The sequence below is a fragment of the Streptomyces sp. NPDC028635 genome, from assembly GCF_040637635.1.
In the GTDB taxonomy this organism is placed as follows: domain Bacteria; phylum Actinomycetota; class Actinomycetes; order Streptomycetales; family Streptomycetaceae; genus Streptomyces.
On record NZ_JBEZWX010000008.1, the window covers coordinates 216788 to 238755 of the forward strand.

The following is a 21968-nucleotide window of genomic DNA, read 5'->3' on the forward strand; positions in this document are numbered from 1 at the left end:
CGCTCACAGCTTCGGCGCAATCTCTTCGGTCCAGATACGCTCCCGCTGCTCCGCGCTCATGTGGCAGGCGGCCCAGTGCCGGCTGCCGACCTCGGCCAGCTCGGGGCGGACCGTGCGGGTGACGTCGTCCTTGGGGACATCGGCGTACGGGCAGCGCGGGTTGAAGGCGCAGCCGGACGGGATGTTGATGAGGGAGGGCGGGGAGCCCTTGACCGGGATCAGGCGCTCCTGCTGCTCGCGGTCCAGGCGCGGCATGGAGCCGAGCAGGCCCCAGGTGTAGGGGTGGCGGGGCTCGTAGAACACCTTCTCGGCGGGCCCGCGCTCGACGCAGCGGCCGCCGTACATCACCAGGATGTCGTCGGCCAGCTCGGCGACGACGCCCAGGTCGTGGGTGATGACGATGACCGCGGAGCCGAACTCCTTCTGCAGATCGCGGATCAGGTCCAGGATCTGCGCCTGGACGGTCACGTCCAGGGCGGTGGTCGGCTCGTCCGCGATGAGCAGCTCGGGGTTGTTGACCAGCGACATCGCGATCATCGCGCGCTGGCGCATACCGCCGGAGAACTCGTGCGGGTAGTTGTCGACGCGCTTGTCCGGCTGCGGGATGCCGACCCGGTCGAGCATCTCCACCGCCCGCTTGCGGGCGGTCTTCTTGTCGACGTCGTGGTGGATCCGGTAGGCCTCCACGATCTGCTGACCGATCGTGAAGTACGGGTGCAGCGCGGACAGCGGGTCCTGGAAGATCATCGCCATCTGCCGGCCCCGCAGCTTGCGCACGTGGTCGGGGTCGGCGGAGAGCAGCTCGGTGCCGTCCAGCCAGATCTCGCCCGAGATCTGCGCCTTGCGCTTGCCGTACTGGCCGGCGGTGTGCAGGCCCATGATGCCGAGCGAGGTCACCGACTTGCCGGAGCCCGACTCGCCGACGATGCCGAGGGTCTTGCCCTTCTCCAGCTGGAAGGTGAGCCCGTCCACGGACTTGACCAGGCCGTCGTCGGTCGGGAAGTGCACCTTCAGGTCGCGCACTTCGAGGAAGGCCGACGGCGGCGCCGAGGCGGGGGTGGGCTCACCCACGGCGGCCCCGGTCTTGCTCAGTTCGGTCATGACAGCCTCACTCGGGGGTCGATCACGGCGTACAGGACGTCCACCACGAGGTTGGCGATCAGCACCGCGAGGGACGTGATCAGGACGACTCCGAGGATGATCGGCAGGTCGACGTTGCGGATCGCGTCGAGTACGGCCCGCCCGAGGCCGGGCAGGTTGAACGTGGACTCGGTGAGGATCGCGCCGCCGATGAGGGCGCCGAGGTCCATGCCGAGCATGGTCAGGATGGGGGTCATCGTGGAGCGCATGGCGTGCTTGCCGATGACGGCCGGCTCACCGAGGCCCTTGGCGCGGGCGGTGCGGATGTAGTCCTCGCCCAGCACCTCCAGCATGGTGGCGCGGGTGATGCGGGCGTACATGGCGGCGTACAGGAAGGCCAGGGTGATCCAGGGCAGGATCATGCCGTCGAGCCAGCCGGTGAAACTCTCGCTGAGGGGCACGTACTTGGCGTCGACCCAGTGGAGACCGAAGGCGAAGATCGCCAGGCTGAGCAGACCGGTGAAGTAGATCGGCAGGGACACACCCGCGAGGGCGACGACCATGGCGCCGCGGTCCCACAGGCTGCCCCGCTTGAGCGCGGAGAGCACACCGGCCGCGATGCCGAAGACCAGCCACAGCACGGCCGCGCCGATCGCGAGCTGCAGGGTGACCGGGAAGCGGTCGGTGAGGACCGGCCAGATGGCCTGCTCGCTGCGGAAGGAGTAGCCGAAGCACGGCGCGGAGCAGTGGATCACGTCGCCGCCGCCGGAGTAGGTGCGGCCGACGAAGATGCCCTTGAAGAAGTCCCAGACCTGGAGGTAGATCGGGTCGCCGAGGCCGAGCTTCTCCCGCACGCCCTCCACGGCCGCCGGGTCGGCCTGCTTGCCCACGAAGCTCAGGGCGACGTCGACGCCCGCCCACTTGGGGATCAGGAAGAAGATGCAGAACACGGCCAGGATGATGACCACGAGCATCACTGCGGCGGCGAACAACCGCCTGATGAGGTAAGCGAGCACAGCTTACGGCCCGCCGCGGGACCGCGGGCCCCGGAGGTCGTCCGGGGGCCCGCGGTCACGCCGCGCCGGCCTTCACCTGCCTTTCGTGCCGTACGGCGGGTGTGCCGGGTTTACTTCGGGTTCTTCAGACCGAGGTTGACGAAGTCGTACGTACCGCTGTAGCCGTCGGTGGTGTAGACGTTCGCCAGGTTGTCGCCGCGCCAGTTGATGAACTTCTCGAAGACGAAGGGCAGGTAGTAGCCGCCCTCCATCACCTTGTGGTTGATCTCCGTGGCGATCTTGGCCTTGCCGGCGTCGTCCAGCGTGTTCACGTAGCTGTCGAACAGCCCGTCGATCGTCTTGTCCTTGATCAGGGCGTAGTTGTTGTTACCGCTCTGCTGGATGTACTTGCTGTCCCACAGCGGCAGACCGTAGCCCTGCACGGACGGGAAGTCCGGGCCCCAGCCCATGATGATGATGCCGTAGCCCTTCTTCTGCACGTTCGAGGGGCTGCCGATGATGCCGGTGGTCTGCGAGCCGTCGTACTGGTCGATGTCGACGTTGATGCCGACCTTCTTCAGCGACGCCTGCAGGGACTGGGCGGTGGCCACCTCGACCGGCTTGTTGTTGCGCACGGCGATGGTGGTCTTGAAGCCGTTCGGCTGACCGCAGGCCTTCAGCTCTTCCTTGGCCTTGGCGGCGTTGCCGTTCTTGTTGGCGCCGGCGAGCTGGTACGGGTCGTACTTCTGGCCCTCGCCACCCGCGACGGACGGCGGGAGCATGTTGGTGCCGATGTCACCGCCGGCCAGGGGGCCGCCGCGCGCGGTCTGCAGGGAGACGTGGTCGGCGCCGTAGATCACGGCGAGGCGGCAGTGGATGTTGTCGAACGGCTTCACGCTCTGCGGGAAGACCGCGTAACGGATGTAACCGGACGTCGGGTTGTCCAGGTTGGCCTTGTGCTGCTTGAGCGCCGTCTGGCGGCCCTGCGGCGACATGCCCGTCTGGTTGATGTCCAGGTCCAGGTCGCCGTTGATCAGGCGCTGGTCCAGCTCGTTGGCGTTGGAGAAGAAGGTGACGGTGATCTTGTCCGGGTACGCCTTGCGGACCGGGTCCGAGGCCTGCTTCCAGTTGGTGTTGCGGACGAGGGTGAGGTCCTTGCCCGGGTTGTACGACTGGAACTTGTACGGGCCCGAGGAGAACGGCTTCAGACCGTACTTGGACTTGGTGTCCATGTCCTGGCGGACCGGGGAGGCCGAGGTGAGGGCCAGCATCTCCTCGAAGTCCGAGTTGGCCTTCGGCAGGTGGAAGACGATGGTCTTGTCGTCCGGCGTGTCGATCGCCTTCAGGCCCAGGTGGTCCGCGGAGGTGTCCTTGTAGGGGCCCTTGTACTCGTTCTTGGGGTCGAGCACGTCCTTCAGGTAGGTCGGGCCGCCGGAGAGGACGTCCTGCGCCCAGATGCGCTCGATGCCGTACTTGAGGTCCTTGGAGGTGATCGGCTTGCCGTCCTCCCAGGTCAGACCGTCGCGCAGCGTGTACGTGTACGTCTTGCCGTCGTCGGTGACCTTGGCGAGACCGGTGGCGAGGTCCGGGGTGAGGGTGGCGCCTTCCTTGCCCGGGGCCGGCTTGTTCGTGACGAGCTGGCGGCTGTAGTAGCGGGAGAAGTTCCACATGAAGCCGTAGTAGCCGCGCGTGGTGTCCCACGAGTCGGCGTCCTGGGCGGCGCCGAACCTCAGCGTGCCGCCCTTCTTCGCCAGCGAGGCCTGGGCGACCTTGTTGTTGGCGGCGTCGAAGCCGGCGGCACCGGACTTCGAGCCCCCGTCGTCGCTGCCGCCGCCGCACGCCGCCGTGGTCAGCAGCCCGGCGACCACGAAGGCGGCGGCCATGGCCTGCTTGTGCCGCCCTGAGGTGCGTTGCGTAGTCACGATCTCGGATCCTCCGGTTTTGATGAGAGACCCCGTGCCAGGTGCTGCCACGGGTCGCTTGGGGTACGGCACTTCAGCGGGAGCCCTTGGGGTCGAGCGCGTCACGCACGCCGTCGCCGAAGAGGTTGAAGGCAAGAACGGTGATGAAGATCGCCACGCCGGGCACCACCATGTACATGGGGTCCGAGTCGTAGTAGTCGATCGCGCTCGAGAGCATCTGGCCCCAGGAGGCCGTGGGCGGCTTGACGCCCACGCCCAGGAAGCTGAGTGCCGCCTCGGTGAGGATGTTGGTGGGGATCATCATCGTCGTGTAGACGATGATCGGCGCCACGAGATTGGGCAGCAGTTCCTTGAACAGGATGTACAGCCGCCCGGCGCCCAGCGATCGGGCGGCTTCGACGTACTCGCGCTCACGCAGCGAGAGTGTCTGGCCGCGCACCACGCGTCCGATGTAGGGCCAGCCGAAGAAGCCGATGACCACGACCATCATGAACACGCGCACGCCGGTGCCGGACAGGCCCAGCATGTTGTTCGGCATGACGGAGACCAGCGCGATGGTGAACAGCAGCTGCGGGAAGGCCAGCAGGCCGTCCATCACGCGGCTGATCAGCGAGTCGACCCAGCCGCCGAAGAAGCCCGCCAGGATGCCGAGAACCGTACCGAGGACGACGGCGACGATCGCGGACAGGAAGCCGACCAGCAGGGAGATCTGCGCGCCGTAGAGGATGCGGGCGAAGATGTCGCGGCCGTTGACGGGCTCGACGCCCAGCCAGTGGTCCCCGCTCATGCCGCCCAGCGACCCCTTGGGGGTGCCGAACAGCGGGTCGATCAGGTTCTCGTGATAGTCGTTCGGGTCCTGGCCCACCACGCTGGTGATCACCGGGGCGAGCAGGGCGACGACGATGAGGAGCAGCACGACGACGCCGCCCGCGAGGGCGAGCTTGTCCCGCTTCAGGCGCTCCCAGGCGATCCGGCCCAGGGACCGGCCCTGGACGGCCTTGGCGCCGGTGGTCGCAACCGCCGCTTCCTCGGCCGCGCTCGGGGCCGCTTCCGCGGTCGGCTCGTGCAATGGTGCCGTCATCTGGCAGGGACCCCTCTCAACCGGCGGTAGCCGGCCCGCACTTGCCGCTGTGGCGGCATGGTCAGTCCGTCGTACGAAGTCGTACACAGGGGCGACTGGGCCCCTTGGAGCGGGAGTCTTCAACGCATTGGCGAGCAGTTGCCAGAGTTGGTGAGGAAAGGATGCGTAAACGTGATGCGGTCTGGGGACTTCCGTTATCCGGACAGCGGGTGGCGCGGGCCGGACGGGGACCAGTGGGGAGGATTCGGACCAGTCGGGGTCATCCGCCGTGATCTACGCGCGCAGAAGAGTGCCGGAGGGCGCGGCGAACCGCGCGGGTGTCAGTACCGGCCGGGGGCGGGCGGGAAGCCGTAGCCGGACGCCGGCGCCGGGGGCGCGGCGGCCGCGTGGGCCTCGCGGTCGTAGAACGGACGCGCGTTGGCGCGCATCCACAGCACGACCGGGTCGTGGTCGTCGCTCATCGCCACGGTCGACACCGGCAGCCCGTCCGGCACCGCGCCGAGGGACTGCTGCATCATCGCCCGTACGGCGTCGACGGCGGCCGGCGAGGTGTCGTAGACGTCCAGGCCGATGGCGAGGTAGGGCGCGCCGAGCGCCGGCTGCACCCAGGCGCGGCGCAGGGCGCGCAGCGGCGGGGTGCGGTGCGCGTTCTGCGCGAGCAGGGCGTAGAACTGCGGGATCTCGATGGCCGGTTCCGTCAGGCGCAGCGGGCCGGCAGGCTGGCGGTCCAGGCCGGTGGCGATGCGGCGCAGGTCGAGCCAGGGGATGCCCACGCCGCCGCCGGGGGCGTGCGGGTTGAGCCACAGGCCGTGGTGGTCGGGGTAGAGGGCGCGGGCCACCTCGAGGCCGTCGACCACCTCGTACGAGCGGTTCCAGCCGCTGGCGCTCAACTCCTGGGCGGAGGTGACGCAGGGGGCGTAGCCGTGGCCGCCGACCTCCATCGCGCCGTACTGGGCGTCCGGGGAACCGGCCTGGCCGTGCCACAGCAGCATCCAGACCTGGCCGGTGGCGGGGGTGGCGAGCGCGCGAAGCAGCGCCTCGTAGGCGTCGTACCGCCCGGGCGTCACCTGGCGCAGCATGTGCTCGACCTGGCCGGTCGCGGCCGTGCCGCTCGCGCTCACTTCGAATCGCCCTTTCGTACAACACCCTCGACCGAGCTATGAAACCAGGTTAAGTGGTGCGTGGGGAGGACCGGGGAGAGCCCAGGCGCCGTCAGCTTCCCCGGGTGTAGAAGGGGCGCACCTTTTCCCTGAGCCAGACCGCCACCGGGTCGTCGCCCGCCAGGTCCAGCAGGATCAGGTTGACCGGCCAGGGTGCGGGGGTGGCGCCGAGGGCCCGGCCCAGGGCGTCCAGGGGGGCGTTGCGCAGGTCGCCCTCCCATTGGGAGAGTTCGACGCCGACGAACATCACCGGGTCGGCCGTCTCGATCACGGCGAGGCAGCGGCGGGCCGTCAGGACGGTGCCGGTCGCCTCGAACTCGGCGGAGGCCGTGGAGAGGAAGGCGACGGGGTCGTCCTGCCAGTCCGGCTCGTACAGACGGACCCGGCCGCCGCTCGCGGGGCCGTCCAGCGGGGTCCGGCCGGCCCGGCACACCTCGGCCACCGCCTGCGGCGGCAGCGGGACGCCGACCAGGCCGCCCGGGTTCACGGCGATGCCGACCTGCGCGGGCAGCCCGCGCGCGAACTCCACGGCGGGCGCGACGGTGTACGACATGTGGGAGCCGGCGACCTGGCGCAACTGCTCCTCGGAGCTGAAGACGGGGACGTAGGCCTGGCCGTCGATCTCGGTGGTGGGCAGGTCGAGGGGGCCGCTGTGCGGGCCGCCGCCGCTCGGCAGGGGGATCCACAGGAAGCTGCGGCCGAGCACCTCCACGATCCGGCCGCCGGCTCCCGGCACGCCGAGGGAGGCCGACAGCACCTCCTCCAGCTCGTTGCCGGGCCATCCGCCGTGCGGATGGGGGTGCGTCTGCGCCGGGAAGTCCGCCGGAAGGTCGGCAGGGAAGTCCATCTCTCCACCATCTGCTTCGAACCGCTGCTGTGGCTGAAAGGCTAACCGCACGGTGGTTCAGCCGGTGAAGGCGATCCGCCGCAGGGCGTCCGCCGCGTCCCGGTCGAGCAGGACCGCCGCGTCGCAGCCGGCCGGCAGGTCGCCGCGCTGGACAGCGCGCAGCAGCCGGGTGGTGGCGCGGCGGTGGCGCTGGAAGGCGTACCGGGAGACGCCGCGGCCGCGTGCGCGCTGGCCGGTCAGGGCGGTGTCCGGGTCGACGTCGAGCAGCAGCAGGTGCAGGGCGCCGCCGCGGCGGCGGGCCGCGCGGGCCAGCCAGCCGCGCACCCAGGACTGGGTGCCGCAGTCGTGGACGACGAGGCCCTCGCCGCTCGACAGGGCGCGGCGCAGGGCGGCGTAGTGGGCGAGCCGGACCAGCGGGCGGTAGAGCGCGTAGGGCAGCAGGCGGTGCAGGCGGGCGTCGTAGCGGTCGCGGGTGTCCTGGGAGTCGACGCGCGGGCCCGGCACCGCGCGGCGCATGAGCGTGGACTTGCCGCTGCCGGGCAGACCGGTGACGACGACCAGGTCGCGCGGGCCGAAGAGCAGGGCGTGCGGGCTGCGGCCGGCCCGCTCGCGCAGGTCCCGCACCACCGGGCCGGGCCGTGTCTCCAGGGCGGGCACCCCTGGCTGCGCGGGCAGTGTGAGGCCCGGGGTCGTCGCGTACGCCGTGATCCTGTCCACCGTCATCGTCCTCCCCTGGGGTCAGGTGAAGACCTGCCCAACGTAGGTAAAGAGAAGGTAATGCCAGGTGTCTCGTGTTTTCGTGTGCGTACCGCCACAACCCGGTTACAGATGCGGCCTGCCGTCATCGGGCGCGGCGTGCAATGATGAGCCCGCCAACTGCATACCGGCCGTTTGAATCCGCGCGGGAGAGTTCCCAGCCGAAGGCTGGGGCGCCGAAGGAGCAAGTCCCTCCCTTGAATCTCTCAGGCCCCGTTACCGCGCGGGCGAGGCACATCTGAAAAGCGGGCCGCCCTCGCCGGTGGCCCCACCCAAGGTGCAAGCCAGGACCGCGCGCGGTCATGGCGAACCTCTCAGGTTCCGATGACAGATGGGGAGGAACTTCCTCGCCCTGTCCTTCCCCTGGGAGACGACCGACCGATGAGCAGTACCGAACTCCGTCACACCGCGCTCGATGCCGTGCATCGCTCGCTCGGCGCGACCATGACCGACTTCGCCGGCTGGGACATGCCGCTGCGCTACGGCTCCGAGCGCGACGAACACAACGCCGTCCGCACGAAGGCCGGGCTCTTCGACCTCTCCCACATGGGCGAGATCACCGTCACCGGCCCGCAGGCCGCCGCCCTCCTCGACTTCGCGCTGGTCGGCAACATCGGGGCGGTCAAGACCGGCCGCGCCCGCTACACCATGATCTGCCAGGCCGACGGCGGCATCCTGGACGACCTGATCGTCTACCGGCTCGCCGAGACCGAGTACATGGTCGTCGCCAACGCCTCCAACGCCCAGGTCGTCCTCGACGCGCTGACCGAGCGCGCCGCGGGCTTCGACGCCGAGGTGCGCGACGACCGCGACGCCTACGCGCTGCTCGCCGTGCAGGGCCCCGAGTCGCCCGGGATCCTGGGCAGCCTCACCGACGCCGACCTGGACGGGCTGAAGTACTACGCCGGACTGCCCGGCACCGTGGCCGGGGTGCCCGCGCTGATCGCGCGCACCGGGTACACCGGCGAGGACGGCTTCGAGCTGTTCGTGAAGCCGGAGCACGCCGTCGAGCTGTGGCAGGCGCTGACCAAGGCCGGCGAGGGCGTGGGCCTGGTCCCGTGCGGCCTGTCCTGCCGGGACACGCTGCGCCTGGAGGCGGGCATGCCGCTGTACGGGCACGAGCTGACCGCCGCCCTGACCCCCTTCGACGCCGGGCTGGGCCGGGTGGTCAAGTTCGAGAAGGAGGGCGACTTCGTCGGGCGCGAGGCGCTCGCCGCCGCCGCCGAGCGCGCCGAGTCCGCCCCGCCGCGCGTCCTGGTCGGCCTGGTCGCCGAGGGCCGCCGGGTCCCGCGCGCCGGCTTCCAGGTCGTCGCGGACGGCACGGTCGTCGGCGAGGTGACCTCGGGCGCCCCTTCCCCCACGCTGGGCAAGCCGATCGCCATGGCCTACGTGGACGCGGCGCACGCGGCGCCGGGCACGCCGGGTGTCGGCGTGGACATCCGCGGTACCCATGAGCCGTACGCGGTCGTGGCGCTGCCGTTCTACAAGCGGCAGAAGTGACACTGTCGTAAGCCCTCCGACGTGACATGGGGCACATCGCCCCTGGTCACGCGCGTCTTCGCAGTCCCCCATTCATCAGCACAGACCCGCGTACAGGAGAATTCAGGCCATGAGCAACCCCCAGCAGCTGCGCTACAGCAAGGAGCACGAGTGGCTGTCGGGCGCCGAGGACGGCGTCTCGACGGTCGGCATCACGGAGCACGCGGCCAACGCGCTCGGTGACGTCGTGTTCGTCCAGCTCCCGGAGGTCGGCGACACGGTGACCGCGGGCGAGTCCTGCGGCGAGCTGGAGTCGACCAAGTCCGTCTCGGAGCTGTACTCCCCCGTCAACGGTGAGATCACCGAGGTCAACGAGGACGTCGTCAACGACCCGTCGCTGGTGAACTCGGCCCCCTTCGAGGGCGGCTGGCTGTTCAAGGTACGTGTCACGGGCGAGCCGGACGACCTGCTCTCCGCCGCCGAGTACGACGCCTTCATCGCCGGCTGAGAGGTCGCAGGAATCCCATGTCGCTTCTGAACACGCCCCTGCACGAGCTCGACCCGGACGTGGCCGCCGCGGTCGACGCCGAGCTGGACCGCCAGCAGTCCACCCTGGAGATGATCGCCTCCGAGAACTTCGCCCCCGTGGCGGTCCTCGAGGCCCAGGGCTCGGTGCTCACCAACAAGTACGCCGAGGGCTACCCGGGCCGCCGCTACTACGGCGGCTGCGAGCACGTCGACGTCACCGAGCAGATCGCGATCGACCGGGTCAAGGAGCTGTTCGGCGCCGAGTACGCCAACGTGCAGCCCCACTCGGGTGCCTCCGCCAACCAGGCCGCGCTGTTCGCGCTGGCCCAGCCCGGCGACACCATCCTGGGCCTGAACCTGGCGCACGGCGGCCACCTCACCCACGGGATGCGGCTGAACTTCTCCGGCAAGCAGTTCAACGTCGTCCCCTACCACGTCGACGACGACGGCCTGGTCGACATGGCCGAGGTCGAGCGGCTCGCCAAGGAGCACCGCCCCAAGGTGATCATCGCCGGCTGGTCGGCGTACCCGCGTCAGCTCGACTTCGCCGCCTTCCGCCGCATCGCCGACGAGGTCGAGGCGTACCTGTGGGTCGACATGGCGCACTTCGCCGGTCTGGTCGCGGCCGGGCTGCACCCGAACCCGGTGCCGTTCGCGGACGTCGTGACGTCCACCACGCACAAGACGCTCGGCGGCCCGCGCGGCGGCATCATCCTCGCCAAGCAGGACTTCGCCAAGAAGCTGAACTCCTCCGTCTTCCCGGGCTTCCAGGGCGGCCCCCTGGAGCACGTGATCGCGGCCAAGGCGGTCTCCTTCAAGCTGGCGGCCTCCGAGGACTTCAAGGAGCGCCAGCGTCGTACGCTGGAGGGCGCGCGCATCCTCGCCGAGCGGCTGACCTCGCCGGATGCCCGTGAGGCCGGGGTGAACGTCCTGACCGGCGGCACCGACGTGCATCTGGTCCTGGTCGACCTGCGCGAGTCCGAGCTGGACGGTCAGCAGGCCGAGGACCGCCTCCACGAGGTGGGCATCACGGTCAACCGCAACGCGGTCCCGAACGACCCGCGCCCGCCGATGGTCACCTCGGGCCTGCGCATCGGTACGCCGGCCCTGGCGACCCGCGGCTTCACGGCCGAGGACTTCGCCGAGGTCGCGGACGTGATCGCCGAGGCGCTGAAGCCGTCCTACGACGCCGAGGCGCTCAAGGGCCGGGTTCGCGCGCTGGTGGAGAAGCACCCGCTCTACCCGGGTCTGAACAAGTAAGCAACGCTCCGCGGGGCACCGCGCACACTGGGAGTACCGGTGTGCGCGGCGCCCGCACCCCCGCACCACCCCCGTTCTGAGGAGTTACCCCGTGGCCATCTCGGTCTTCGACCTGTTCTCGATCGGCATCGGCCCGTCCAGCTCCCACACGGTGGGCCCGATGCGCGCGGCCCGCATGTTCGCCCGCCGTCTGCGCAACGAGGACGTGCTCGGCAAGGTCGCCTCCGTACGCTGCGAGCTGTACGGCTCCCTCGGCGCGACCGGACACGGCCACGGCACCCCGAAGGCCGTCCTGCTCGGCCTGGAGGGCGACTCCCCGCGCACGGTGGACGTCGAGACGGCCGACGAGCGGGTCGAGGCGATCAAGTCGGCCGGCCGGCTGAACCTGCTCGGCGAGCACGAGATCGCCTTCTCCTTCGACGACGACCTGGTCCTGCACCGCCGCAAGGCCCTGCCGTACCACGCCAACGGCATGACGATCCGGGCCCACGACGCGGCCGGCGCGGAGCTGATGTCGAAGACGTACTACTCGGTCGGCGGCGGGTTCGTCGTCGACGAGGACGCGGTCGGGGCGGACCGGATCAAGCTGGACGACACGGTGCTGAAGTACCCCTTCCGCACCGGCGACGAGCTGCTGCGCCTGACCAAGGAGACCGGCCTGTCGATCTCCTCCCTGATGCTGGAGAACGAGCGGGCCTGGCGCACCGAGGACGAGATCCGCGCCGGGCTGCTGGAGATCTGGCGGGTGATGCGGGAGTGCGTGGAGCGCGGCATGTCCCGTGAGGGCATCCTGCCGGGCGGCCTGAAGGTGCGCCGCCGGGCGGCGACCACGGCCCGCAAGCTGCGTTCCGAGGGTGACGCGAAGGCGCTCGCGATGGAGTGGATCACGCTCTACGCGATGGCCGTGAACGAGGAGAACGCGGCCGGCGGCCGGGTCGTGACCGCCCCGACCAACGGCGCGGCCGGCATCATCCCGGCGGTCCTGCACTACTACATCAACTTCGTGCCGGGCGCCGACGAGGACGGCGTGGTCCGCTTCCTGCTGGCCGCGGGCGCGATCGGCATGCTCTTCAAGGAGAACGCCTCGATCTCCGGCGCCGAGGTCGGCTGCCAGGGCGAGGTCGGCTCGGCCTGCTCGATGGCGGCGGGCGCGCTCGCCGAGGTCATGGGCGGATCGCCGGAGCAGGTGGAGAACGCCGCCGAGATCGGCATGGAGCACAACCTGGGTCTGACCTGCGACCCGGTCGGCGGTCTGGTGCAGATCCCGTGCATCGAGCGCAACGGCATGGCCGCGGTCAAGGCGGTCACCGCCGCGCGGATGGCGCTGCGCGGCGACGGCTCGCACAAGGTGTCCCTGGACAAGGTCATCAAGACCATGAAGGACACGGGCGCGGACATGAGCGTGAAGTACAAGGAGACGGCCCGCGGCGGTCTCGCGGTGAACATCATCGAGTGCTGAACGAGCGCTTCCGCTCAGGCGGTTGAGCGGGTGCCGATTAGGGGCATCAACTCCTCCCGTCCCCCCACACCTGTCGGGAGCCCCCATGCTGCGCGGCATCGACGTGAGCGCCTACCAGTCCTCCGCCTACGGCACGGACGGCCTCTCCTTCGTCTTCATCAAGGCGACGGAGGGGCGTTCGTACGTCAACCCCCACCTCGCCGCCCAGACCAAGCACGGACGCGACGCCGGCCTGGTCGTCGGCTTCTACCACTTCCTGTGGCCGGGCAACCTCACGGCCCAGGCCGAGTACTTCCTGAGCAAGGCCCCGGAGAAGCCCGGCGACATCCTCGCGGTCGACTGGGAGACGACGGGCGAGGGCACCCACGCGAGCAACGCGGAGAAGGACCGCTTCCTGCGGCTCGTGAAGGAGAAGCGCCCGCACAACCGGGTGGTGCTCTACTGCTCCCGCGACTTCTGGCTGAACGTCGACACGACGTCCTACGCCGGCGACGGCCTCTGGATCGCCGACTACGGCACCGCCGGCAAGCCGCGCATCAAGGCGGCGTGGCGCTTCCACCAGTACACCGACGACCCGCACGACAAGGACGTGGCGAACTTCACCAGCCGTGCGGCGCTGCGTGACTGGGCCACACCCTGAGGAGACCACCATGGACGGCACCATCACCGCGGTCAGCAGCAACGGCGTGTACGCGTTCTCCAAGCCCAACCGTCCGAGTGTGCGGTTGCTCGCCGGGTTCGGGGTGGAGGGGGACGTGCACGGCGGCGCCACGGTGAAGCACCGGTTCCGGATGGCGAAGGACCCCTCGCAGCCGAATCTGCGGCAGGTGCACCTGATGCACGAGGAACTGTTCGAGGAGCTGCGGGCGGCCGGGTTCGAGGTGGCGGCCGGGCAGCTCGGGGAGAACGTCACCACCCGGGGCATCGATCTGCTCGCCCTGCCCACGGGGGCGCGGCTGCTGCTGGGGGACGAGGCGGTCGTCGAGGTGACCGGGCTGCGCAATCCGTGTGCGCAGATCGACGGCTTTCGCCGGGGGCTGCTGAAGGAGGTCGCCGGCCGGGGTCCCGACGGGCGGCCGCGCTTCAGGTCCGGGATCATGGGCGTCGTCGTCGCCGGGGGTGTGGTGCGGCCCGGGGACAGCGTCGGGATCGAGCTGCCGGACGGGCCGCACCGGCCCCTGAAGCTGGTCTGAGCGGAAGCCGGGCTCAGCCGCGGAAGTCCGCCGGCCGTTCCGGGGTCGCCGCCTCCAGCGCCCTCGTCACCGCCTCGACGTCGCCGCGCATGCCGTAGACCGGGGTGCCGGGCTGCTGGCGCCAGGAGTCGTCGAGGCCGCCGGTGTCGACGGTGTCGAAGCCCATCTCCTCGATCAGGGCCCTCACCTTCGCCTTGGCCGCCGCGTCGTCCCCGGCGACCGACAGCGCCATGCGGTCGGGGTCGCCCGCCGGCCGCGGCCGTTCAAGGAGGTCCTGGGCAAAGGTGGCGTTGAAGGCCTTGATCACCGGGTGGCCGAGCTGCCGCTCGGTCCAGCGGCTCTCCGTCACGCCCTCGTCCTCGATCGCCGCGATCCGGCCGTCACGCTGCTGCGGGTAGTAGTTGCCGGTGTCGACGACCGCGACCCCCTCGGCGGCCTCGTCGAACAGCCCTTTCGGCAGGTCCGGCACCCGCTTGAGCGGGACCGTGACGATGACGACCTCCGCGTCCCGTGCGGCCTCCTCCACCCGCACCGGCGTCGCCCCGGTCTCCTCGGCCAGCTCGGTGAGTGTCTGCGGGCCGCGGGAGTTGGCGACGGACACGTCGTGCCCGAGGGCGGTGAGCCGCCGGGTCAGGTTGCCTCCGATGTTGCCCGCGCCGATGATGCCGATCTTCATGGCTCAGCCCTTCGGTTCGATGCCTGCGCATGCTCCGGTTTCGGGGCGACAACCAGGGCCTGCGTCGGGCTATTCCCCCTGCTGCGCCGAACGGGTGACGGCGTCAGATCCGGACCACGATCTTGCCGGTGTGCCGGTTGGACTCCATCAGCCGGTGGGCGTCCCGGATGCGTTCCAGGCCGTCGAGGACCTCGCCGATCACCGGGCGCAGCGTGCCGTCGGCGAGGCCGGAGCCCAGGTAGTGGGCGGCGCGGCGGCGGCCTTCGGCGGTCCCGGTGAGGGTGAAGTTGCTGTAGCCGTGGACGGTGAGGGGCCACTGCATCGGCAGGACGGTGGGCTGCCCCTCCAGCCAGCCGTAGCAGATCAGGTAGCCGTCCTCGGCGGCCGCCGCGCCGAGGGTGGCGAAGCCGGGGGCCGCCGATCGCGTCGAGGACGATCCCGGCGCCCTTGCCGCCGGTGAGCCGCCGGGTCTCCTTCACCACGTCCTCGTCGTCGGTGACGATCACGTGTTCGGCGCCCAGGTCGAGCAGGCGCTTGCGTTTGGCCTCGGTGCGGGTGGTGGCGATGGGCACCGCGCCGGCCCGCCGGGCGACCTGGATCGCGGCCGTGCCGACGCCGCTGGAGGCCCCGGTGATCAGCACATGGTCGCCGGGCGCCATGCGGGCCCGTTCGGCCAGCGCGCCGTACGCCGTCGTGTACGTCAGCCAGGCCGCGGCGGCGGTGACCTCGTCGACGCCGTCCGGGCGCGGCACGAGGGTGTGCTCCGGCATCAGGACGCGGTCGCCGTAGACACCGTGGGTGTCGAGCCGGAAGTTGGCCGCGGCCAGCACCGGGTCGCCGGGCGTGAAGGCGGTGACGCCCTCGCCGACCGCCTCGACGGTGCCGGCGGCCTCGTAACCGTTGCGGGCGGCGGGCAGGGTGGGCTGGTAGAAGTAGCCGCCCGAGCGCAGGAGGGCCTCGGCGCGGTTGAGGGCGACGGCTCCGACGCGGACGAGGACCTCGCCGGGGCCGGGGTCGGGCAGTTCGGTCTCCTCGACGACGAGGACGTCGGGACCGCCGGTGGCGTGAAAGAGCACACTGTGTGCGGGAGTTGGCATGCCGTCGACGCTACGGCCGCACGGCGAGACGATCCATGCCCGTCTGTCTCGGTTTTCTGTCCGTACGTCTCGCCCGCGGCCGTCGGGCGCTACGGTGCGGGGCATGGACGTACTCAGCGACGCCGTCGCCGCGATGCGCACCGGGCGGCCGCACTCCGGTCTGCGCCACAAGTACGGCCCCTGGGGGACCCGCTTCCAGGCCACGGACGGGGCCGGATTCCACGTGGTGCTGCGCGGGTCGGCGTGGCTGCTGCCGGCGCAGGGGGAACCCGTGGCGCTCGGGCCGGGGGACGTCGTCTTCCTCGCCCACGGACGCGGACACGCGCTGGCGAGCGCGCTGGACGTACCCCTGGAGGACGTCGCTCTCGGTGCGGACGGCCGCTGGCCCGACCCGCCGCCCCCGCCGCCGGAAGCGCCCGAGCCTGACACCCTGATGCTGTGCGGGGCCTATCTGCTGGACCGCAGCCGCGCCCACCCGCTGCTCACCGAGCTGCCGGAGGTGGTGCATCTGCCCGCACGCGTCGGGGTGCACGGGTCGCTGCGGGCGGCGGTGGAGCTGCTCGGACAGGAGCTGGCGCAGTGCCGGCCCGGCTCGGACACCATCATCACCTCGCTGCTGGACACGCTGCTGCTGTACATCCTGCGCGCCTGGTGGGAGCGCGAGCCGCGGGACGCCGGGCAACGGGGCGGCTGGGCGGCCGCGCTGAGCGACCCGGCCGTCTCGGCGGCGCTGCACGCCCTGCACGCCGACCCGGCCCGCCCCTGGACGGTGGAGGAACTGGGCGCGCGGGGCGGGCTCTCGCGGGCCGCGTTCGCACGCCGGTTCACGGCGCTGGTCGGCACGCCACCACTCGCGTATCTGACGTGGTGGCGGATGACGACGGCGGGCCGGCTGCTGCGGGCGGAGGACCTCCCGTTGCGCCAGGTCGCCCAACGGGCCGGCTACACCTCGGAGTTCGCCTTCGCCAAGGCGTTCAAGCGGGAGTACGGGGTGGCGCCGGGGCAGTACCGCAAGCAACCGGGGGCCCACCGCAGTCAGGCGTCCTAGCGGGCGTCCCGGGCGGCCGGTGAGGAGGGGGGCGGGAAGGGGTTCTCCAGTTCCTTCGTGACCACCGCCACCGCCGTCTCCGCGTCCCCCTCGGCGATGGCCCGCGCGATCGCCTCATGGGCGTCGTCCGCGGTGTTCGGATCGTCGTGGCGCAGGCCGCTCAGGGTGAGGAGCTCGGTCAGGCCCTTGCGCAGGACGGGGGTGAACTGCGCGAACAGTCCGGACAGGACGATGTTGTGCGCGGCGGCGACCACCGCCGCGTGGAAGGCGATGTCGGCGTCGACGAAGACCTCGTCACCGGCGCCGGCGGCGGCGCGCCGGCCCTCCAGCGCACTGCGGATCGCGGCGACGTCCTCGTCGGTGCGGCGCTGGGCGGCCAGCCGGGCGGCGTGCACCTCCACGGCGGTGCGGACCTCGTAGACGTCGGTGACCGCGGCCCGGCGCAGCTGGGTGGTCCAGTCCTCGGCCGGCTCGGTGGCGGTGACGAAGACTCCGGCGCCGTGCCGGGGCCTCACCAGCCCGGCACCGGCCAGGGCGCGCAGTGCCTCACGCACGGTGGAGCGGCCCACGCCGAGGTCCTTGGCGAGGGTGGTCTCGCCGGGGAGCTTGCTGCCGACGGGCCAGGTGCCGTCGGCGATCTGTGCGCGCAGCCGCTGTGTGGCCTGTTCGACCAGGGGGCTGGGGCGGAGCGGGCCGGCCGGGGTCACCGGGGCCCTCCCGTGGTTCCGGTCACCGTTCACCGTCTCCAACTTGTCTGAGGAGTTTGCCGCTTCCACTTGTCTGAGGAGCTGAGCAGTGGCTAGCGTACCCGTCATGACGCTGTGCGGTCTCCTTCTTCTCGGCTGCCGCGGCGGGGTCTGACGCGACCGGCGCCCCGCCGCGGGACGCCGTGCTGCCGGTCACCGTCCGACCGAGCCGAAGGCAGCCGACGATGACCACCGACGCCGTGACCGATCCGCAGCCGTCCAGCGGGACGCCGTACCCCCGGAATCCGCGCCCCCGGGATCCGCACCCCTGGAATCCGCAGCGCCCCAGCGGAATGCCGTACCACCGCTACCGCCCCTTCCACGAGCGCGTCCCCGTCCCCGTCGCCGGCCGTGACTGGCCCGGCGCCCGGCTGGAGCGGGCCCCGCTGTGGGTGCCGGTCGACCTGCGCGACGGCAACCAGGCGCTGGCCGAGCCGATGGACACCGCGCGCAAGCGCCGCCTGTACGACCTGCTGGTCGCGCTGGGGTACAAGGAGATCGAGGTCGGCTATCCGTCGGCCAGCCGCGCCGACTTCGGCTTCGTCCGGCACCTGGTGACCGCCGGGGCCGTCCCGGACGACGTCACACCCGTCGTGTTCACCCCGGCACGGACGGAGCTGATCGACCGCACGTTCGAGGCGATCGAGGGGATGCCGCGGGCGGTGGTCCACCTGTACGTGGCGACCTCGCCGGTGTGGCGGGACGTCGTCCTGCGCCGGGACCGCGGCGCGGTGCGGCGGACCGTGCGGGAGGCCGCCGAGCACATGGCCCGCCGGGCCGGCGACGCCCCGCACGTGCGCTTCCAGTTCTCCCCCGAGACCTACAACCTCACCGAGCCGGACTTCGTCCTCGAACTGTGCGACGGTCTCACGGAGTTGTGGGACGCGAGCCCGGACCGGCCGGTCACGCACAACCTGCCCGCCACCGTCGAGATCGCCACCCCCAACGTCTACGCCGACCAGATCGAGTACGCCCACCGCAACCTGGCCCGCCGCGACGCCGTGATCCTCTCCGTCCACCCGCACAACGACCGCGGCACCGGCGTCGCCTGCGCCGAACTCGCCGTACTGGCCGGGGCGCAGCGCGTGGAGGGATGCCTGTTCGGCAACGGAGAGCGCACCGGCAACGTCGACCTGGTGACCCTGGCCATGAACCTGTACGCCCAAGGCGTGGACCCGATGGTCGACTTCGGCGACATCGACGCCGTACGGGAGACCGTCGAGCACTGCAACCGGCTGCCCGTGCACCCGCGCCACCCCTACGCCGGCGACCTGGTGTACACGGCGTTCTCCGGCACCCACCAGGACGCCATCAGCAAGGGCCTCGACCACCACGCCCGCCGGGCGAAGGAGTCGGGCGTGCCGGAGGCGGACGCCCCGTGGGAGGTGCCGTACCTGCCGATCGACCCGGCCGACGTGGGGCGCTCCTACGAGGCCGTGATCCGGGTCAACTCCCAGTCCGGCAAGGGCGGCACGGCGTATCTGCTGCGCGCCCGCCACGGCCTGGACCTGCCCGCGCGCATGCGGCCCGACTTCTCGCGGGTCGTGCAGCGGGCCACCGACGACAGCGGCCGCGAGGCGAGTCCGGACGAGCTGTACGAGCTGTTCCGGAGCACCTACCTCGACGAGGGCGAGATCCGGCTGGACGCCTGGTCCGTCCTCGGGGACGGCGGCTTCGTGTGCACCGTGCACACCGGTGAGCGCACCTGGGACCTCCAGGGCACCGGCCCGGGCCCGCTGGCCGCGTTCGCCGACGCGCTGGCCGGCGCCGGGTACGCCGCCGAGGTGCTGGAGGTCGCCGGGCACCCGGCCGGGGCGGGTACGGCGGCGTACGCCGAGTGCCGGGTGAACGGCACCCCGGTGTGGGGCGCCGCGCAGGCCGGCTCGGACCTCGAGGCCCGGGTGCGGGCGGTGCTGTCCGCGGTGAACCGGGCGGTCGCCGGGTGAACGAGGTGCTGCGCGCCGAGGACGTCCACGTGGTGCGCGACGGCCGGCCGATCCTGCGGGAGGTGTCCCTCGGCGTCCACGCGGGCGAGCACTGGGCGCTGCTGGGAGCCAACGGGGCGGGCAAGTCGACACTGCTCAGCCTGCTCGGCGCCCGCGTCCATCCCACCCGGGGGCGGGTCGAGGTGCTCGGCCGCCGCCTGGGCCGCGTGGACCTGCGGGAACTGCGCGCGTACGTCGGCCATGTCGACCCGCGCCATCCGCTCGCCGAGCCGCTGCGGGTACGGGACGTCGTGCTGACGGGGCTGACCAACTCCGTCGCGCCGCTGCCCCGGTGGCGTCCCACCCGGGAGCAGCAGGAGCGCGCGGACCGGCTCGTCGGCACCCTCGGGCTGGGCGGGTTGCGCGAGGCGCGCTGGCCCACGCTGTCGCAGGGGCAGCGCGGCCGTGCCCTGATCGCCCGCGCGCTGCTGCCCGAGCCGCGGCTGCTGCTGCTCGACGAGCCCGCGACCGGCCTGGACCTGCCGGGGCGCGAGCAGCTCATCGAGGCACTGGACGCCCTGCGCCGGGCGCATCCACGGCTCGCGACGGTCCTGGTCACCCACCACCTGGAGGAGCTGCCGGGGCACACCACGCACGCCCTGCTGCTGCGCGACGGCCGCACTCTCGCCCAGGGCCCGGCCGACGAGGTCCTCACCGGCGACCGGCTGGGCGCGTGCTTCGACCTGCCGTTGGCGCTTCAACGCCACGGGGGCCGCTGGAGTGTGCGGATCCGGCGCCGGGCATGACGAAGGGGCGCCCGCCGCTGACCGGCGGGCGCCCCTTGTGGTGCACGTCACTTGTTCAGGTGCGCCCAGAACTCGTCGAAGGACAGCACCTTGTCGCCGTTGAGGTCACGGGACTTGATGATGGCCTCGGCGACCGACTCGGTGACGTTCCAGTCACCCTCCTGGGCGAGGGCGCTCTTGAACTCGGCAGCGGTGATGAAACCGTCACCGTCCGCGTCGATCCGCTGGAACTGCTTGCGTGCTTCCTCGATGTCCGCCACCGATCCGCCCCTTTTTGTCGCGTTTCTTACTCGTGCCGGCGTAGTGCCGCAGGTCAGATTAACGGCCCGCGCGCGCCCGCAGTGCGGCGACCACCCAGGCGAAGTCCTCCTCGTGCGACGGCTGGGGTCCCAGGCCGTTCACGATCGCCGACAGCTCGCGGTAGCGCGCCACCCGCGCGTTCGAGGCCGCGGTCAGCCGGTCGAGCACCGCCGAGGGGTCGGCGTCGCCGAGCAGGGAACGCAGCACGTCCTCCGCCTCCGGCGCCTGCGGAGCGATGCCCCGCCCGCGCGCCTCACCCGCGAGCTGCACCAGACGGCTCATGAACCACAGCGATGTGCCCGCCGGGACGTCCGGGCCCCGGTCCGCGGCGTTGAACCGCACCATCCCGCGCATCAGCGCCCGGAAGTCCGGATCCTGGATCAGCTCGGCCAGCTCCACCCAGGCGTCCACCTGCTCCGGCGTCGGGTCGTCGGGCAGGTCGGCGGTCATGAAGCGCAGGCGCCGCCGGATGTCGGGGTCCGCCGCGTCCAGCCCGTCGAAGATCTCCTCCATGAAATCCTCGAGGATCCGCTTCCGCTCCGCCGCGGACAGCCTCGCCAGCTTGTTCATCAGGGTCGTCTCCTTGGCGCTCGAGCCCCTGCGGGCCACGGTCGACAGCACCGCACGGGTCACCTTCAGCGACCTGATCTGCGCGTCCAGCGCCGCCACGTGCGCCGCCGCCACCTCGGCGACCGTCCGCTCCCCCGCCAGCACCGTGCGGACGTCGTCCAGGCCGAGGCCCAGCTCGCGCAGGGTGCGGATCAGTTCCAGGCGGGCCGCGGACTCGGCGTCGTAGAGCCGGTAGCCGCCGGACGAGCGGGTCACCGGGGTCAGGACACCCTCGTCGGACCAGTAGCGGATGGTGCGCACGGTCAGGCCGGTGGCGCGGGCCAGCGCGCCGATGGTGAAAAGACCGGTGCCGTTCTCGATCATGTCTGCGAGTGTGGGCCTTCCAGCGGGTGGAGACTCAAGGAGCGGTGATGGGAACCCTGCGGGACATTCTCGACGCGGCCGCGCGGGGTGTCTTCCCGCCGCCGGACGGCGGCACCACGGTCGTGCCCCAGGAGGGCGCACGGGACGCCGGGGTGCTGTCCTTCACCGCGCACTCGGTGGTCTTCACCGACGAGGACCCGGCCTGGGTGTACGCCGCTCTGGAGGCGGCGGGGTGCGACCCGCTGGCGGCGACGCTGAACCCGCTCTTCCTCGCCGCGTTCCTGCGCCGCACCGGCCGGACCATGGATACGGTCGACGCGCTGCTGGTGGCCGCCCCGCTGCCGGGCGAGCCGGAGATCGCCCTGAAGGAGCTGGCCGGCGACCACCCCCGCGTCGCCTACGCCCGCCGCCGCCGCGACGACGTGCGCGCCTGGACGGCGGACGGCGGGGTGGTGGTGCTGGGCCGGGGCGTGGCCGGGCGGCTGGAGGTGTCCGTGGAGGTCGACGAGGACGTACGGCACCGGGGGCTGGGCCGGACCCTGGTGACGGCGGCGCGGCAGCTGGCCGGGGAGCCGCTGTGGGCGCAGGTCTCGCCGGGGAACGCCCGCAGTGCGCGGGCGTTCCAGGCGGCGGGCTACCGGCAGGCCGGCGCGGAGGCGCTGCTGCTGCCCCGGTGA

23 protein-coding genes, 2 pseudogenes and 1 riboswitch are annotated in these 21968 nt (G+C 71.6%); of the genes and pseudogenes, 11 read left to right on the forward strand and 14 right to left on the reverse strand.

Going from position 1 to position 21968, the window contains the following annotated elements:
- Nucleotides 1-3: 3 nt before the first annotated feature.
- From AB0E88_RS11985 to AB0E88_RS12015, 7 genes are all read right to left on the reverse strand, one after another.
- Nucleotides 4-1101, reverse strand: coding sequence for an ABC transporter ATP-binding protein (locus tag AB0E88_RS11985; protein ID WP_361627922.1), 1098 nt, complete (start codon nt 1099-1101; stop codon nt 4-6).
- A complete protein-coding gene (locus AB0E88_RS11990; RefSeq protein WP_361627925.1) occupies nt 1098-2096 on the reverse strand; it encodes an ABC transporter permease in 999 nt (332 codons plus the stop codon). The genes AB0E88_RS11985 and AB0E88_RS11990 overlap by 4 nt, the downstream gene beginning before the upstream one ends.
- 110 nt (nt 2097-2206) lie before the next feature.
- Nucleotides 2207-3997 carry an ABC transporter substrate-binding protein gene (locus AB0E88_RS11995; RefSeq protein ID WP_361627928.1) on the reverse strand — a complete coding sequence of 597 codons (1791 nt, stop codon included), beginning with the start codon at nt 3995-3997 and terminating at the stop codon, nt 2207-2209.
- Between the two features lie 73 nt (nt 3998-4070).
- The gene (locus AB0E88_RS12000; RefSeq protein ID WP_361627931.1) at nt 4071-5078 is read right to left on the reverse strand and encodes an ABC transporter permease; all 1008 of its coding nucleotides are present in this window, start codon (nt 5076-5078) and stop codon (nt 4071-4073) included.
- Nucleotides 5079-5398: 320 nt separating this feature from the next.
- Complete coding sequence (locus tag AB0E88_RS12005) at nt 5399-6199, reverse strand: enhanced serine sensitivity protein SseB C-terminal domain-containing protein (RefSeq protein ID WP_361627934.1); 801 nt, start codon at nt 6197-6199, stop codon at nt 5399-5401.
- Nucleotides 6200-6290: 91 nt separating this feature from the next.
- Nucleotides 6291-7085, reverse strand: a complete 795-nt coding sequence (locus tag AB0E88_RS12010) for an enhanced serine sensitivity protein SseB (RefSeq protein ID WP_361627937.1) — start codon at nt 7083-7085, stop codon at nt 6291-6293.
- Nucleotides 7086-7142: 57 nt separating this feature from the next.
- Nucleotides 7143-7808 (reverse strand): AAA family ATPase, encoded by a 666-nt coding sequence (locus AB0E88_RS12015; RefSeq protein WP_361627940.1) that lies wholly within the window; start codon nt 7806-7808, stop codon nt 7143-7145.
- 169 nt (nt 7809-7977) lie between these two features.
- Nucleotides 7978-8073: riboswitch (glycine riboswitch) on the forward strand.
- Between the two features lie 149 nt (nt 8074-8222).
- Between AB0E88_RS12015 and gcvT the strand changes: the two genes are divergently transcribed.
- The 6 genes from gcvT to AB0E88_RS12045 all read left to right on the forward strand — a co-directional run bounded on the left by gcvT (nt 8223) and on the right by AB0E88_RS12045 (nt 13760).
- Complete coding sequence (gcvT, locus tag AB0E88_RS12020; RefSeq protein ID WP_361627943.1) at nt 8223-9341, forward strand: glycine cleavage system aminomethyltransferase GcvT; 1119 nt, start codon at nt 8223-8225, stop codon at nt 9339-9341.
- A 109-nt stretch (nt 9342-9450) separates the two neighbouring features.
- Nucleotides 9451-9828 carry a glycine cleavage system protein GcvH gene (gene gcvH / locus AB0E88_RS12025; protein ID WP_361627946.1) on the forward strand — a complete coding sequence of 126 codons (378 nt, stop codon included), beginning with the start codon at nt 9451-9453 and terminating at the stop codon, nt 9826-9828.
- A gap of 17 nt (nt 9829-9845) precedes the next feature.
- A complete protein-coding gene (gene glyA, locus AB0E88_RS12030) occupies nt 9846-11108 on the forward strand; it encodes a serine hydroxymethyltransferase (RefSeq protein WP_361627949.1) in 1263 nt (420 codons plus the stop codon).
- A 91-nt stretch (nt 11109-11199) separates the two neighbouring features.
- Entirely contained in the window at nt 11200-12567 is a 1368-nt protein-coding gene (locus AB0E88_RS12035) for an L-serine ammonia-lyase (RefSeq protein WP_361627952.1), read from the forward strand.
- 85 nt (nt 12568-12652) lie between these two features.
- The gene (locus AB0E88_RS12040) at nt 12653-13207 is read left to right on the forward strand and encodes a glycoside hydrolase family 25 protein (RefSeq protein WP_361627955.1); all 555 of its coding nucleotides are present in this window, start codon (nt 12653-12655) and stop codon (nt 13205-13207) included.
- A gap of 10 nt (nt 13208-13217) precedes the next feature.
- The gene (locus AB0E88_RS12045) at nt 13218-13760 is read left to right on the forward strand and encodes an MOSC domain-containing protein (RefSeq protein WP_361627958.1); all 543 of its coding nucleotides are present in this window, start codon (nt 13218-13220) and stop codon (nt 13758-13760) included.
- Nucleotides 13761-13773: 13 nt separating this feature from the next.
- On the opposite strand, the gene AB0E88_RS12050 is transcribed toward AB0E88_RS12045, so the two are convergent.
- From AB0E88_RS12050 to AB0E88_RS12060, 3 genes and pseudogenes are all read right to left on the reverse strand, one after another.
- The gene (locus AB0E88_RS12050; protein WP_361627961.1) at nt 13774-14436 is read right to left on the reverse strand and encodes an NAD(P)-binding domain-containing protein; all 663 of its coding nucleotides are present in this window, start codon (nt 14434-14436) and stop codon (nt 13774-13776) included.
- 103 nt (nt 14437-14539) lie between these two features.
- Nucleotides 14540-14758: a zinc-binding dehydrogenase gene (locus AB0E88_RS12055; protein WP_361627964.1), complete on the reverse strand. Its 219-nt coding sequence runs from the start codon at nt 14756-14758 to the stop codon at nt 14540-14542.
- A 148-nt stretch (nt 14759-14906) separates the two neighbouring features.
- Nucleotides 14907-15077: pseudogene (locus AB0E88_RS12060) on the reverse strand (zinc-binding dehydrogenase); the annotation flags it as partial.
- Here AB0E88_RS12060 and AB0E88_RS12065 point away from each other — a divergent pair.
- The gene (locus AB0E88_RS12065) at nt 15001-15225 is read left to right on the forward strand and encodes a hypothetical protein (protein WP_361627967.1); all 225 of its coding nucleotides are present in this window, start codon (nt 15001-15003) and stop codon (nt 15223-15225) included. The pseudogene AB0E88_RS12060 and the gene AB0E88_RS12065 sit on opposite strands and share 77 nt — an antisense overlap.
- Nucleotides 15226-15308: 83 nt before the next feature.
- On the opposite strand, the pseudogene AB0E88_RS12070 reads toward AB0E88_RS12065, so the two are convergent.
- A pseudogene (locus tag AB0E88_RS12070) lies at nt 15309-15638 on the reverse strand (hypothetical protein); the annotation flags it as partial.
- Here AB0E88_RS12070 and AB0E88_RS12075 point away from each other — a divergent pair.
- Nucleotides 15637-16581: an AraC family transcriptional regulator gene (locus AB0E88_RS12075; RefSeq protein WP_361627970.1), complete on the forward strand. Its 945-nt coding sequence runs from the start codon at nt 15637-15639 to the stop codon at nt 16579-16581. The pseudogene AB0E88_RS12070 and the gene AB0E88_RS12075 overlap by 2 nt on opposite strands.
- On the opposite strand, the gene AB0E88_RS12080 is transcribed toward AB0E88_RS12075, so the two are convergent.
- Nucleotides 16578-17288 (reverse strand): FCD domain-containing protein, encoded by a 711-nt coding sequence (locus AB0E88_RS12080; RefSeq protein WP_361627973.1) that lies wholly within the window; start codon nt 17286-17288, stop codon nt 16578-16580. The two genes, AB0E88_RS12075 and AB0E88_RS12080, sit on opposite strands and share 4 nt — an antisense overlap.
- A gap of 332 nt (nt 17289-17620) precedes the next feature.
- Between AB0E88_RS12080 and AB0E88_RS12085 the strand changes: the two genes are divergently transcribed.
- Together AB0E88_RS12085 and AB0E88_RS12090 are read left to right on the forward strand one after the other, a co-directional pair.
- Nucleotides 17621-19273: a 2-isopropylmalate synthase gene (locus AB0E88_RS12085; protein ID WP_361628036.1), complete on the forward strand. Its 1653-nt coding sequence runs from the start codon at nt 17621-17623 to the stop codon at nt 19271-19273.
- The gene (locus AB0E88_RS12090; protein ID WP_361627976.1) at nt 19270-20058 is read left to right on the forward strand and encodes an ATP-binding cassette domain-containing protein; all 789 of its coding nucleotides are present in this window, start codon (nt 19270-19272) and stop codon (nt 20056-20058) included. The genes AB0E88_RS12085 and AB0E88_RS12090 overlap by 4 nt, the downstream gene beginning before the upstream one ends.
- Before the next feature lie 47 nt (nt 20059-20105).
- Here the strand turns inward: AB0E88_RS12090 and AB0E88_RS12095 are convergent, their stop codons facing one another.
- Complete coding sequence (locus AB0E88_RS12095; protein WP_361627979.1) at nt 20106-20318, reverse strand: EF-hand domain-containing protein; 213 nt, start codon at nt 20316-20318, stop codon at nt 20106-20108.
- Between the two features lie 58 nt (nt 20319-20376).
- Nucleotides 20377-21291, reverse strand: a complete 915-nt coding sequence (locus tag AB0E88_RS12100) for a MerR family transcriptional regulator (RefSeq protein WP_361627982.1) — start codon at nt 21289-21291, stop codon at nt 20377-20379.
- A 47-nt stretch (nt 21292-21338) separates the two neighbouring features.
- On the opposite strand from AB0E88_RS12100, the gene AB0E88_RS12105 reads away from it, so the two are divergent.
- Nucleotides 21339-21968 carry a GNAT family N-acetyltransferase gene (locus tag AB0E88_RS12105; protein WP_361627985.1) on the forward strand — a complete coding sequence of 210 codons (630 nt, stop codon included), beginning with the start codon at nt 21339-21341 and terminating at the stop codon, nt 21966-21968.

Coding starts and splice junctions, on each gene's coding strand:
- AB0E88_RS11985 (WP_361627922.1), bottom strand. CDS start 1,101: ATGACCGAACTGAGCAAGACCGGGGCCGCCGTGGGTGAGCCCACCCCC.
- AB0E88_RS12000 (WP_361627931.1), bottom strand. CDS start 5,078: ATGACGGCACCATTGCACGAGCCGACCGCGGAAGCGGCCCCGAGCGCG.
- AB0E88_RS12010 (WP_361627937.1), bottom strand. CDS start 7,085: ATGGACTTCCCTGCCGACCTTCCGGCGGACTTCCCGGCGCAGACGCAC.
- AB0E88_RS12015 (WP_361627940.1), bottom strand. CDS start 7,808: ATGACGGTGGACAGGATCACGGCGTACGCGACGACCCCGGGCCTCACA.
- gcvT (WP_361627943.1), top strand. CDS start 8,223: ATGAGCAGTACCGAACTCCGTCACACCGCGCTCGATGCCGTGCATCGC.
- gcvH (WP_361627946.1), top strand. CDS start 9,451: ATGAGCAACCCCCAGCAGCTGCGCTACAGCAAGGAGCACGAGTGGCTG.
- glyA (WP_361627949.1), top strand. CDS start 9,846: ATGTCGCTTCTGAACACGCCCCTGCACGAGCTCGACCCGGACGTGGCC.
- AB0E88_RS12040 (WP_361627955.1), top strand. CDS start 12,653: ATGCTGCGCGGCATCGACGTGAGCGCCTACCAGTCCTCCGCCTACGGC.
- AB0E88_RS12045 (WP_361627958.1), top strand. CDS start 13,218: ATGGACGGCACCATCACCGCGGTCAGCAGCAACGGCGTGTACGCGTTC.
- AB0E88_RS12050 (WP_361627961.1), bottom strand. CDS start 14,436: ATGAAGATCGGCATCATCGGCGCGGGCAACATCGGAGGCAACCTGACC.
- AB0E88_RS12055 (WP_361627964.1), bottom strand. CDS start 14,758: ATGCAGTGGCCCCTCACCGTCCACGGCTACAGCAACTTCACCCTCACC.
- AB0E88_RS12065 (WP_361627967.1), top strand. CDS start 15,001: ATGGGCACCGCGCCGGCCCGCCGGGCGACCTGGATCGCGGCCGTGCCG.
- AB0E88_RS12075 (WP_361627970.1), top strand. CDS start 15,637: ATGGACGTACTCAGCGACGCCGTCGCCGCGATGCGCACCGGGCGGCCG.
- AB0E88_RS12085 (WP_361628036.1), top strand. CDS start 17,621: ATGCCGTACCACCGCTACCGCCCCTTCCACGAGCGCGTCCCCGTCCCC.
- AB0E88_RS12100 (WP_361627982.1), bottom strand. CDS start 21,291: ATGATCGAGAACGGCACCGGTCTTTTCACCATCGGCGCGCTGGCCCGC.
- AB0E88_RS12105 (WP_361627985.1), top strand. CDS start 21,339: ATGGGAACCCTGCGGGACATTCTCGACGCGGCCGCGCGGGGTGTCTTC.